General features: G+C 75.4%; 3 protein-coding genes. All 3 read left to right on the plus strand.

All coding sequences use genetic code 11. The features are described from left to right. Window positions 1-12 precede the first annotated feature (12 nt). The 3 genes from ACSHWO_RS35900 (at window position 13) to ACSHWO_RS35910 (ending at window position 13406) form a co-directional block, all read left to right on the plus strand. Window positions 13-975 (plus strand): aromatase/cyclase, encoded by a 963-nt coding sequence (locus ACSHWO_RS35900; RefSeq protein WP_438319502.1) that lies wholly within the window; start codon window positions 13-15, stop codon window positions 973-975. A gap of 79 nt (window positions 976-1054) precedes the next feature. Then, window positions 1055-1351, plus strand: coding sequence for a phosphopantetheine-binding protein (locus ACSHWO_RS35905; protein ID WP_438319504.1), 297 nt, complete (start codon window positions 1055-1057; stop codon window positions 1349-1351). A 271-nt stretch (window positions 1352-1622) separates the two neighbouring features. Next, window positions 1623-13406, plus strand: coding sequence for an SDR family NAD(P)-dependent oxidoreductase (locus ACSHWO_RS35910; RefSeq protein ID WP_438319506.1), 11784 nt, complete (start codon window positions 1623-1625; stop codon window positions 13404-13406). Window positions 13407-13486 lie beyond the last annotated feature (80 nt).

Consider the following 13486-nt stretch of genomic DNA (forward strand, 5'->3'; position numbering starts at 1 on the left):
AGGGATTCCACGATGTCCGCTGAGCGCGTGCACCGCACGACGCACGAGGTGACGATCGACGCACCCGCCGGTGTCGTCTACGGCCTCCTCGCCGACGCGACCGCATGGCCGCTGTACTTCACGCCCAACGTGCACGTCGAGCGACTGGAGTTCGACGGCACCCGGGAACGCCTGCGCATGTGGGCCACCGCCAACGGCCAGGTCAAGAGCTGGGTCTCACGGCGCACCCTGGACCCGGTCGAGCGCCGCATCGACTTCCGCCAGGAGGTGCCCGCCTCCCCCCTGGAGTCGATGGGCGGCTCGTGGACCGTCGAGCCGCGCGGCGCCTCCGCCTGCCGCCTCGTCCTGCTGCACGACTACACGGTCGCCGGCGACGCCGCCGAGGACGTCGCCTGGGTCGAGCGCGCCACCGACACCAACAGCCGCACCGAACTCGCCAACATCAAGAAGCTCGCCGAGGACTGGGAGCGCCTGGACGAGCTGGTGATGTCCTTCGAGGACTCGGTGCACGTCGACGGCCCCGCGGAGCACGTCTACGCGTTCCTCCACCACGTCCGGGACTGGCCCGAGCTCGTCCCGCACGTCTCGCGCCTCGACGTCACCGAGCCCGAGCCGGGCGTACAGGTGATGTCCATGGACACCCTGACCGCCGACGGCAGCGCCCACACGACCGAGTCCGTCCGGATCTGCTTCCCGCACGCCCGGCGCATCGTCTACAAGCAGACGGCGACCCCCCTGCTGATGTCGGCGCACACCGGCGAGTGGTCGCTCGTCGAGGACGCCGGCGGCGTGACCGTCACCGCGCAGCACAGCGTCGTGCTGCGCGCGGAGAACATCGCGCGCGTCCTCGGCGCCGAAGCCGGTGTCGCCGAATGCCGGCGCTACGTCCGCGAGGCGCTCGGCCGCAACAGCACGGCGACCCTCAACCTCGCCAAGGCTCACGCCGAGTCCCACGCCGCGCCGCGCGCCGCCTAGGCCCCGGCCACCCGGCACCCGGCCGCCCGGCCGCCCGTTCGCCCGTCCGTCCGGATTCCCGACACACCCGAGGAGAGGCATGATCCCCGACACCACCACCGCCGAGAGCGGGCCGAGCGCCACCGAGCAGGAACTGAACGGTCTGTGGGCGAGGCTGCTGAAGACCGGCGAGGAGCTCCCGAGGGACGTCTCCTTCTTCGACCTGGGCGGCACCTCGCTGCTGGCCAACCGGCTGATCCTGCGCATCGACCGCGCCTTCGGCGTCGAGCCGACCCTGCGCCAGGTCTACGAGTGGGCGACGCTCGCGGAGATGGCGGCCGGCATCGACGCCCTGCGCGCGGGCCGCGACCCGCAGCAGGCACCGGCCGCTGCCTGACCGGGTCCGTCCCGGCACCGGGGCCCGTCCCGGCACCGGGCGGTCCGTCCCGCCTCAAGCCCACCTCCAGAGCATGCGGAGAGTGTGGGAGGCAGGGTCAGCCCGCGTGGACCGGGACCTGCCCGTAGAGACGAGGTCGACCACCAGGGCCGGTGACCGACCGGTCACACCGACAGACCACACGGTCGTGGGCCGCCCGTCGTGCGCGGGCGGCCCTTTCCGCTCTCGGGTGATCCGGCTCGGACCGGCATCGAGCTTCAGGGAAGTGCAGATGAGCTTTGCCAAGGTGAGCAGCGACGAGGGTTCCCACCAGGCCGAAACCGGGGCCGGTCCGCAGGCCGGCGCCGGCGCCGTGACCGCCGACGGCATCGCCCACGTGCTGCGCAGCAACGTCGCCGAACTGCTCGATGTGGCTCCGGAGGCCGTCGGGACCGACGTCCCCCTGCGCGACCTCGGACTGGACTCCGTACGGATCACGGCCCTGCTGGCCCGGACAGCCACGTGGCTGGGGCGCCCCGTCCCGGCGTGGGTGGCCTGGCAGTACCCCACCGTGGCCGCCCTCGCCGGACACCTCGCGGGCGGCGACCGGTCCGACACGGCCGTGATCCGGCCCGCCCGGAGCCGCGGCCGCGCCCACGAGCAGGAGCCGATCGCGGTCGTCGGCCTCGGCTGCCGGCTGCCCGGCGGCATCGAAACCCCCCGGGAGCTGTGGCAGGGCCTCCTCGACGGCATCGACGCCGTGCGCGAGGTGCCCCGCGACCGCTGGAACGCCGAGGAGTGGCTCGACCCGGACCCCCGCGCCCCCGGCCGCATGACCACCCGCTGGGGCGGCTTCCTCGACGACGTCGCCGGCTTCGACGCCGAGCTGTTCCGCATCTCGCCCGCCGAGGCCCGCCAGATGGACCCGCAGCAGCGCATCGCCCTGGAGACGGCCTGGGCCGCGCTCGAGGACGCCCACGTCGTCCACGGCGACCTCGCGGGCAGCCGCACCGGCGTGTTCATCGGCACGATGGCCCAGGAGTACCACCTGGCCACCGGCGCCGACCCGGAGAACATCGAGACCCACTCCGCCGTCGGCTGGGACAACTCGATCATCCCGGCCCGCATCGCCTACACCCTCGGCCTGCACGGCCCCGCCCTCGCCGTCGCCACCGCCTGCAGCTCCTCGCTGACCGCGACCCACCTGGCCGTCCGCAGCCTGCGCTCCGGCGAGTCCGACCTCGCCCTCGCGGGCGGCGTCAACATCATGCTGAGCCCGAACACGACCGTCGCCATGACGAAGTTCGGCGGCATGAACCCCGACGGCCAGTGCCGTGCCTTCGACGCCGGCGCCGGCGGTTACGTGCGCGGCGAGGGCTGCGGCATCGTCGTCCTGCGCCGCCTGTCCGACGCGCTCGCCGAGGGCGACCGCATCTACGCCGTCATCCGCGGCAGCGCCGTCAACAACGACGGAGCCTCCAACGGGCTCACCGCTCCGAACCCGCAGGCCCAGGCCGACGTCCTGCGCGCCGCCTGGCAGGACGCCGCCGTCGCCCCCCGGCACGTCTCCTACGTCGAGGCCCACGGCACCGGCACCCTCCTCGGCGACCCCGTCGAGGCCGAGGCCCTCGGCACCGTCTTCGCCGAAGGCCGCGAGCAGCCCCTGCGGATCGGCTCGGCCAAGACCAACTTCGGCCACCTGGAGCCCGCCGCCGGCGTCGTCGGCCTGATGAAGACCGTCCTCGCCCTGCACCACGGCGAGATCCCCGCCAGCCTCCACTTCGAGACCCCGAACCCGCACATCGACTTCGACGCCAGCCGCCTCGAGGTGGTCGCCGACCGCCGACCCTGGCCGCAGGCCGACCGCCGCTACGCCGGGGTCAGCGGCTTCGGCTTCGGCGGCACCAACGCCCACATCGCCCTCGAAGAGGCCCCCCTGCGGCGGCGGATGCTCGTGCCCCTGGCCGCCGACACCGACGAGGAGCTGCGCGGGTTCGCCGACGACCTCACCGCCCGCGCCCGCACCGGCGAGGACTGGTACGCGCCCGAGGTCCTCGCCCGCGCCGCCGGCACCCGGCGGGCCGTCGCCGCCGTCACCCACCCCGACGAGCTCACCGACACCGTGCGCGCCTCCCTCGACATCCGCACCCCGCGCACCCCGGGCAGCCGCCCCCCGCTCGCCTTCTTCTTCTCCGGGCACGGCTCCCAGTGGCTCGGCATGGGCCGGGACCTGCTCGCCGAACCCGTCTTCCGGGCCGCCCTCGACGCCTGTGACACCGCCGTGCGCGAGGTCACCGGCTGGTCCGTCGTCGAGGAGCTCCTCGCCGGACCGGAAACCTCCCGCCTGGACCGCACCGACGTCGTCCAGCCGGTCCTGTTCGCCCTCCAGGTCGCCCTCGCCCGCACCCTGCAGGCCTGGGGCGTGGAGCCGTCCACCGTCTTCGGCCAGAGCATCGGCGAGGTCGCCGCCGCCGTCGTCGCCGGCGCCCTGCCGCTCGGCGAGGGCGCCCGAGTCATCGGCACCTGGTCGCAGCTGGTCGCCGAGCGCGCGAGCGGCCGCGGCGCCCTCGTGGTGTGCGAACTCGCCCTGGAGGAGGCCCGCGAGCTCGTCGCCGACCGGCCCGGGCTCTCCCTCGCCGGCCACCTCGCCCCCGGGCAGACGGCCCTGTCCGGCCCGCTCGACGCCGTGTCCGCTCTGGAACGCGAACTCGCCGGGGCGGGCGTGCGCTGCCAGCGCGTGCACATCGACTACGCCTCCCACAGCGAGCAGCTCGCGGAGCTCGCCCCCGAGCTGGGACGCCGCCTGGGTACCGTCCGCACCCGCGCCGCCGCCGTTCCGTTCTGGTCGACCGTCACCGACGGCTTCACCGACGGAACCGCCCTCGACGCCGCCTACTGGGCGCGCAACATGTGCGCGCCCATGCTGGTCGCCGAAGCCGTCGCCGCGCTCGCCGAGGAACGCGGCCTGGCCGTCGTCGAGATCGCCCCGCACCCCGTCGCCCGGCACTCCCTCGAACGCGCCCTGACCGCGCTCGCCGACCCGGCAGCCGGGGAGGCCCCCGCCGCCGGCAGCCCCCCGGTGCTGGTCACCGGCCGCCGCGACCTGCCCGCCCGCCGCTTCCTCGAGGAGACCGCGGCCCGGCTGTGGTGCGAGGGCCACGACGTCGACTGGGGCGCCGTCACCGGCCGCCGCCGGGCCCCCGCCACCTCCGGCCCCGCCCCCGCTCCCGTCGCCATCGCCGTCTCCGGCAAGAGCGCCCGGGCCCTCGCCGCGAACGCGGCCCGCCTCGCCGACCGGCTGACCGCCCCCGGTGCGGACGCGGCCACCCTCCTCGACGTCGCGTACACCGCCACCGACCGCCGCTCCCACCTCGAACACCGGGCCGTGGCCGTCGCCGCCACCGCCACCGAGGCCGTCGAGGCCCTGCGGGCCCTGGCCGCCGGCGTCCCGCACCCGGCGCTCACGGACGGCACGGCCCGCCGGGGCGACCTGGCCGTGCTCTTCACCGGCCAGGGAAGCCAGCGGCTCGCCATGGGCCGCGAGCTGTACGGCGCGTTCCCCGTCTTCCGCCGGGCCTTCGACGAGGTGTGCGCCGAACTGGACCACCACCTGCGGATGCCCCTGGTCGCCGTCCTGTTCGCCGACCCGAAGGGCGTCGACGGCGCGCTCGTCCACGAGACCGAGTTCACCCAGCCCGCCCTGTTCGCCGTCGAGGTCGCCCTCTTCCGGCAGTGGCAGGCCTGGGGCGTCGCACCGCGCGTCCTCGCCGGCCACTCGGTCGGCGAGCTCGCGGCCGCCCACGCGGCCGGCATCCTCGACCTGCCCGACGCGGCCCGCCTCGTGGCCGCCCGCGGCCGCCTGATGCAGGCCTGCGAGCCCGGCGGGGCGATGGCGTCCGTCGAGGCCTCCGAGGCCGAGGTCCTGGACGTCCTCGCCGCAGTGGCCGGCCGGATCTCCGTCGCCGGACTCAACGGCCCCCACCAGACCGTCGTCAGCGGCGACGCCGCGGCCGTGGACGCCGTGACCGCCCGCTTCCGCGACCGGGGGCGCCGCACGCGCCGCCTGGAGGTCTCGCACGCCTTCCACAGTCCGCACATGGACCGGATCCTCGACGCCTACCGGGACGTGGCGCGCCGGTGCACGTTCGAGGCACCGCGGATCCCGCTCGTCTCCACCGTCACCGGCGCCTGGACCGACACCGACCTCGCCCCGGGCGAGGGCATGCGCTCGCCGGAGTACTGGGTCCGCCAGGTCCGTGACGCCGTGCGCTTCCTCGACGCCATGACCACCCTGGAGCAAGCCGGCATCGCCCGCTACCTCGAGTGCGGCCCGGCCGCCGTGCTGTCCGCGATGGGCGCCGGCTGCCTGCGCCACGAGGCACCGTTCACCGCTTCCCAGCGCGCCGACGCCACCGACGAGGCCCGCACCCTGCTCCAGGCCCTCGGGGCGCTCCACGTGGCCGGCCAGGACGTCGACTGGTCCGAGGTGTTCTCCGGCAGCGCCGCCGCCGTCACCGACCTGCCCCCGTACGCCTTCCAGCGCGAGCGGTACTGGATCGACGCCCCCGAGGCGCCGGCCCGGCCCGGCCGCTCCGCCGCCGACGCCGCCCTGTGGCAGGCCGTCGGCAGCGGCGAGGCGGACCGCGTCGCCGAACTCCTCGGCGTCGCCGACAACGTCACCGACAGCACCGCCGTCGCCGCCCTGCTGCCCCGCCTCGCCGCCTGGCGCGAACGCCAGGACCAGGCCGCCACCGTCGCGGACTGGCTCTACGAGGAGGCCTGGCAGCCCGCCCCGGAGACGCCCGCCGCGGCCCGCACCCCGGGGCACTGGCTGCTCGTGGCCCCGACCGGGCAGCAGGACGTCGCGGCGGCCGTCGCGAGCGGGTTGATCGCCACCGGCGCGACCACCCACCACCTGCCCGCCCTCGACGACCGGACCGCGTACGCACCCCTCCTCGCCGGGCTCGCCGAACGACTCGGCGACCAGGTCCTCACGGGCGTCCTCGCCCTCACCCCGGCGGACACCGCCGTCCACCCCGAGCACCCGGCCACCACCACCGGCGCCGCCCGGACCCTGGCCCTCGTCCAGGCCCTCGGCGATGCAGCCGTCCACGCCCCGCTCTGGCTCGTCACCCGCGGGGCGGTCCACGCCGACCCGGCCGACCCCGCCCCCGACCCGGATCAGGCCCTCGCCTGGGGCCTGGGCCATGTCGTCGCGCTGGAACACGGCGGCCGCTGGGGCGGCCTCACCGACCTGCCCGCCGACCCCGGCGAGGCCCTGGCCGCCGCCCCGCAGCTCGCCGCCGCCGTCACCACCGCGGCTGCCGCCACCGCCGGAGCCGCCGCCGGCACCGTCTCCGGAGCCGCCGCCGAGGAGCACCTCGCCCTGCGTCCCGCCGGCCGGTACGTCCGCCGGCTGCGCCGCGCCGGCACCCCGGCCGCCTCCCCCTGGACCCCCCGCGGCACCGTCCTGATCACCGGCGGCAGCGGCGCCCTCGCCGGCCACCTCGCCGAGTGCCTCGCCGCCCGGGGCGCCGAGCACATCGTCCTCGTCTCCCGCCGCGGCCCCGCCGCCGAGGGAGCGGCCGAGCTCGCCGCCCGCCTCGAAGCCGCCGGCGCCCGCGTCACCCTGGCCGCCTGCGACCTCACCGACCGCGCCCAGACCGAGCGGCTCCTCGCCGGCCTCGACGCCGGACGGCCTGCGCTGCGCGCCGTCTTCCACACTGCCGGCATCCTCGACGACCGCCTCCTGGACCGCCTCGACACCGAGGCCCTCGCCGCGTCCGCCGCCCCCAAGCTCGGCGCGGCCCGCCTGCTGGCCGAACTCACCCGCGGACACGACCTCGACGCGTTCGTCCTGTACTCCTCCGTCATCGGCGTCCTCGGCAACGTCGGCCAGGCCAACTACGCCATGGCCAACACCGCCCTCGACGCCCTCGCCGCCACCCTGCGCGCCGACGGCGTTCCCGCCCTCAGCCTCGCCTGGGGCCCGTGGGCCGACGGTGGCATGACCCACGGCGCCGCCGAAGCCCAGCTGCGCGGCGCCGGCCTCGCCCCCATGGCCGTCGCCCGCGCCCTCACGGCCCTGGACGCGGCCCTGGCATCGGGCCGCTCCCTGGTCGTCGCCGACATCGACTGGAAGCGCGCCGCCGCCGGCTACACCGCCGCCCGGCCCCGCGCCTTCCTGGACGGGGTCCCTGAAGCCCGCACCGCCCTGGAGGCGACCACCGCGCAGACGGTCGCCGCCGACGGCGCGAACCCCTTCCTGGACAGCGTCCGCACCCTGCCCGAGGACGCCCGCGAGGCCCACGTACGCGCCCTCCTCGCCGCCGAGGCAGCCGCCGTTCTCGGCACCAGGAACCCGGAATCCCTCGACCCGGACCGCGGGTTCAAGGACCTCGGCTTCGACTCGATGATGTCGATCGACTTCGCCGGCCGCATCCAGAAGCGCACCGGCATCACCACCCCCAAGACCCTCGTCTTCGACTGCCCCGACCTGCGCACCGCCACCGGCTGGCTCCTCACCAAGCTCACCCCGCACACCGCCGCGCCCCGCGCGGAACGGCCTGACGCCGGCCGTCCCGCCGGCCGCGCGGACGAGGCGCTCGCCATCGTCGGCGTCGGCCTGCGCATGCCCGGCGGAGCCCACGACCTCGACAGCCTCTGGACCGTCCTCGCCGAAGGACGCGACACCGTCGCGACCGTGCCCGCGGACCGCTTCGACATCGACGCCTTCCACGACGCCGACCCCGACGCGGAGGGCCGCACCTACACCCGGCACGCATCCTTCCTCGACGACGTCGCCCACTTCGACGCGGCCTTCTTCGGCATCAGCCCCCGCGAGGCCGAACCGATGGACCCCCAGCACCGCCTCCTCCTCGAAGCGGCCTGGACCTCCCTCGAGGACGCCGGCATCCGCCCCCGCGACCTGCGCGACTCCCGCACGGGCGTCTTCGTCGGTGCGGGCGTCGGCGAGTACGGCAAGTACCGGCAGGACGGATCCCCCGACACGTACACCCTCACCGGCAGCCTGCCCAGCTTCAACGCGGGCCGGCTCTCCTACCACCTCGGCCTCCAGGGCCCGGCCCTGTCCGTCGACACCGCCTGCTCCTCCTCGCTGGTCGCCCTGCACCTGGCCTGCGAGGCGCTGCGCAGCGACGAGTGCGAACTCGCCCTCGCCGGCGGCGTACAGGTCCTCGCCGACCCGGGCTCCTTCATCGCGCTCAGCCGCTCCCACGCCCTCGCGCCCGACGGCCGCAGCAAGACCTTCTCCGCCGAGGCCGACGGCTACGGCCGCGGCGAGGGCGTCGGCGTCCTCGCCCTGATGCGGCTCTCCGACGCACAGGCCCAGAACCGCACGGTCCTCGGCGTCATCCGCGCCACCGCCATCAACCACGACGGCGCCAGCAGCGGCATCACCGCCCCCAACGGCACCTCCCAGCAGAAGGTCATCCGCGCCGCCCTCGACTCCGCCGGCCTCGCTCCCGCCGACGTGTCCTACGTCGAATGCCACGGCACCGGCACCTCCCTCGGTGACCCGATCGAGGTCCAGGCCCTGGCCGCGGTCTACGGCGAGGGCCGCACCCCCGGCGACGAACTCGGCCTCGGCACCGCCAAGAGCGTCATCGGCCACCTGGAATCGGCGGCCGGCGTCGCCGGCGTCTGCAAGATGCTCGCCTCCTTCCGGCACGACGCCCTCCCGGCCACCGTCAACAGCTCCCCGCGCAACCCGAACATCGCCTGGGACGAACTCCCGGTCCGCGTCGTCGACGCGCACACGGCCTGGGAACGCGACGCGGAGCGTCCGCGGCGCGCGGGCGTCTCGTCCTTCGGGCTCAGCGGTACGAACGCGCACGTGATCGTGGAGGAGCCGCCGGCGCCGGCGCCGGCCGACGTCGAGGCTGCTGTTGCGGGGCGGTCGTCGTCGGGCCCGCTTCCGGTGGTGGTGTCCGGGCGTGACGAGGCTGCGCTGCGTGAGCAGGCGGGGCGTTGGGCGGACTGGCTGGAGGCCCGTCCGGGTGTCGGGGTGGCGGATGTTGCGGTGACGGCTGCTCGGCACCGGACGCATTTCGAGGCGCGGGCGAGTGTCGTGGCTGCGGACTCCGCGGGTCTGGTCGAGGCGCTGCGTGCGCTCGCCGAGGGCGTCTCCCACGATGCGGTGGTCACGGGCTCGGCTTCCCGGCGCGGGAAGGTCGTGTTCGTCTATCCGGGCCAGGGAAGTCAGTGGGTCGGCATGGGGCGTGAGCTCCTCGCCCACAACCAGGTGTTCGCCGACACCATCGATGCGTGTGATGCGGCTCTGCGTCCGTTCACGGGTTGGTCGGTGCGTGAGGTGCTGGCCGGTGAGGAGGGGGAGCACCCGCCGTTCGACCGTGTGGACGTGGTCCAGCCCGCCCTGTTCGCGATGGGTGTCGGTCTGTCCGCGGTGTGGCGTTCGCTCGGTGTGGAGCCGGCCGCGGTGGTCGGCCACTCGCAGGGTGAGGTGGTCGCCGCGGTGGTGAGCGGTGCTCTGACTCTGGAGCAGGGCTCCCAGATCGTCGCCGCGCGTTCCCAGGCGGTACTGGCCTGCGCTGGTCAGGGTGGTATGGCGCTGATCGAGCGTCCGGTCGCCGTCGTGGAGGAGTTCCTCGCCCCGTACGGGGAGGCGCTGTCGGTGGCGGCCGTCAACACGGCCGGTTCGACGGTGATCTCGGGTGTGGCCGACGCGATCGCGGGGATCGTGGCCGAGTTGTCCGAGCAGGGGGTGTACGCCCGGAAGATCAACGTGGACTACGCGTCCCACAACGCCCAGATGGACCCCCTCCTCCCGGAGCTGGCCAAGGGCTTCGAGGGCCTGGTCCCGTCCCCGACGGACGTCGCCCTCTACTCCACCGTGACCGGTCAGCTGGCCGACGGCACCGCGCTCGACGGCACCTACTGGTGCCGCAACCTCCGTGAGCCGGTCCGCTTCGACCGCGCGCTGGAGAGGCTCCTCGACGACGGTCACACCGTCTTCGTCGAGATCAGCGCCCACCCGGTGCTGTCGATGCCGCTGACCGACGGCAGTGCGGAGCGCGGCGGGATCGTCGTCGGCTCCCTCGCGCGCCGCAACGGCGGCCCCACCCAGCTGCTGCGCAACCTCGGCCTGCTCCACGTCCAGGGCCACGAGCTCGACTGGGACCGCGTCCTGGGCGCCGGGAAGCTCGTACCGCTCCCTTCGTACGCCTTCCAGCGCGAGCTCTACTGGCTCCCCGTCCCGAAGGCGTCCGGCGACGCCGGCTCCCTCGGCCTGGAAGCCTCCCGGCACCCCTGGCTCGGCGCGGCCCTCGAACTGGCCGACGGCGACGGCCACGTCTTCACCGGCCGCCTCTCGCTCACCGACCAACCCTGGCTGCGCGACCACCTCGTCTTCGGATCCGTCATCGTCCCCGGCACCGGCCTCCTCGAACTGGCCACCGCCGCGGCCCACGGGGCCGGAGCCGTCGGAATCGCAGAGCTGACCCTCGCCGAGCCCCTGGTGATCGAGGACGCCGTGCGCCTCCAGATCACCGTCGGCGCCGCGCAGCACGGCCGCCGCCCGATCACCCTCCACAGCCGCCCCGACGGTTCCGACCGCCCCTGGACCCGTCACGCGAGCGGCGAGCTGCTGCTCGACCCCCGCAGCGACGGTGGAACCGACCCCGATGCCGCGCACGACGGCTTCGCCGACCTGCGCAGCTGGCCGGTGGCGGGGGCGGAGCCGGTCGACCTCGACGGCTTCTACGACCGCTTCGCCGCCCAGGGCATCGACTACGGCCCGGTCTTCCGCGGCCTGACCGGCCTGTGGCGCAAGGGCGACACCGCGTACGGCCTGGTCCGCCTGCCCGACCCGACCGCCGGCGCCGACTACAACGTGCACCCGGCCCTGCTCGACACCGCCCTGCACGTGATGAAGGGCGCGACGGCCGGACAGGAGGAGCCCGAGGGCGCACTCCTGCCGTTCGAATGGGCCGACGTCGAACTGTTCGCGGCCGGCAGCGGCGAACTCCGCGTCCGCATCGACGTCGAGCAGTCCGCCACCGGCCAGTCGATCAAGGTGTGGGCCGCCGACGCGGCGGGCTCGCCCGTCGTCCGGATCGGCGCGCTCCACCTGCGCCGGGCCACCGCGGACCAGCTGCGTGCCGCCCGCACCACCGGCGCCGAGGACCTGCACCGGCTCGCCTTCCAGCCCGTACCGGCCGCCACGACCACCGGCAGCCGCACGGCCGGGGTCGTCCTCGGCGGCACCGGCGAACTCGCCGCACTGCTCGGCGCCGAGGCGCTGTCCGGCACCGACGCCCTGGCTGCCCGGCTGGCGGCGGGCGGCGAGGCACCCGCCCGGATCGTGGTGGACGCCACCGAGGCCGACGGCCCGGCGGCCGCCGCGAGCGTGTCCGACGCCGTGCTCCACGGCGGCGCGCACTCCCTCGTCCTGCTCCAGGCCCTGCTGGCCGACGAACGGCTGTCCGCCACCGAACTCGTCTTCGTCACCCGCGGCAGCGTCGCCGCCGCCGACGGCGACCCGCTCGACGGGATCGCCCACGCGCCCCTGTGGGGCCTGGTCAGGTCCGCCCGCGCCGAACACCCGGAGCGCGCCCTGCGCCTGGTGGACCTCGGCGGGGACGGTGACATCGGCCCGGCCGGTGTCCGGGACGCCCTCGGAACCGCCCTGGCCCGCACCGACGAGCCGGAGCTCGCCCTGCGCGGCGGTCAGCTGCTGGCCGCCCGGCTCGTCAAGGCCGACCGGCCCGCCGGCCCCGGCACGGTCCGCCCGCTCGACCCGCAGGGCACCGTCCTGATCACCGGTGGTGTCGGCGAGCTCGGCCGGGAGGTCGCCCGCCATCTCGTGCGCCGGCACGGCGTCCGGCACCTCGTCCTCACCTCGCGGCGGGGCGGGGACGCACCCGGAGCCGCGGATTTCATACGTCAGCTGAAGGAAGACGGGGCGCACAGCGTCCAGGTGGAGGCCTGCGATGTCAGTCGTCGAAATGACGTGGAGAAGGTGCTCGGTCTTGCTGAGGAGGCTCGGCCCTGGACCGCGGTCTTCCACCTGGCCGGCGTCCTGGACGACGGCGTCCTCCTCGGCCAGGACCCGCAGCGGCTCGCTCATGTGACGTCACCCAAGACGTCCGGCGCCGTCCACCTCGACGAGCTGACCGCCGGCCTGGACCTGGCCGCGTTCGTGTTCTTCTCCTCCGCGGCCGGCACGTTCGGCACGGCCGGACAGAGCATCTACGGCGCGGCCAACGTCGCCCTCGACGCGTACGCGGCCCGCCGCCGCACCGAGGGCCGGCCGGTCACCAGCCTCGCCTGGGGCCTGTGGCACCAGGCCGGTGTCGGCATGACCTCGCACCTCGGCAGGACCGAGCTGGACCGGATGCGCCGCCAGGGCATCGCCCCGCTGTCCTTCGCCCACGGCCTGCGTCTGCTGGACACGGCGCTCGCCCACCCGGCGGGCAACTTCGTGCCCGTGGCCCTCGACCTGCGGGCCGCGCAGGGCGAGGTGGACGAGGGCCGGCCCGCACCCGCCCTGTTCCGCTCGCTCGTACGGGCCCGGCTGCGCCGTGCCGAAGCCGCCGCCGGAGCCGCCGCCGTGTCCGGCGGGCCGGTCGGCCTGCGCGAGCGGCTGCTGGCCGCGCCCGAGGGCCAGCGGGCCGATCTGGTGACGGAGCTGGTGCTGCGCGAGGTCGCCGCCGTCCTGGGCCTCACCTCGACGGCGTCCCTGTCCCCGCAGGAGGTCCTGAAGGGGCTCGGGCTCGACTCGCTGATGGCGGTGGAGCTGCGCCGGCGGCTGGCGACCGAGAGCGGGGTGCCGCTGCCCGCGACCCTCGCCTTCGACCACCCGACGCCCGAGCACATCAGCCGGCTCATCCTGGGCCGCATGGACCTCCCGACGGCGGGCACCGCCGCCGGAGCCGAGCAGGGCGCCGGCACCGCCCCGCCGGACGCGTCCGGGCTGGACGCCCTCGCCGCCGCGGACCTCGACGGCGGCGACGCCGACGAGCGCTCCGTGGACGAGCTGAACGCCGAGCTCGACGCCCTGTTCGCGGCCGAGGGCTTCAGCTTCGACCTCGACTGACCCGGGCGGCAGGGCACACCAGGTCGCGTCGATCGGCGCTCAAGTGCCCACCGATTGGCTGATCGGGTCCCCGTGGTCTG

Source organism: Streptomyces pallidus (ex Mingjun et al. 2026) (genome assembly GCF_051550185.1).
GTDB lineage: Bacteria > Actinomycetota > Actinomycetes > Streptomycetales > Streptomycetaceae > Streptomyces.

Bases quoted from the DNA above. Each gene is read 5' to 3' on its own strand.
- ACSHWO_RS35910 (WP_438319506.1), top strand. From the start codon at position 1,623: ATGAGCTTTGCCAAGGTGAGCAGCGACGAGGGTTCCCACCAGGCCGAA.
- ACSHWO_RS35900 (WP_438319502.1), top strand. From the start codon at position 13: ATGTCCGCTGAGCGCGTGCACCGCACGACGCACGAGGTGACGATCGAC.
- ACSHWO_RS35905 (WP_438319504.1), top strand. From the start codon at position 1,055: ATGATCCCCGACACCACCACCGCCGAGAGCGGGCCGAGCGCCACCGAG.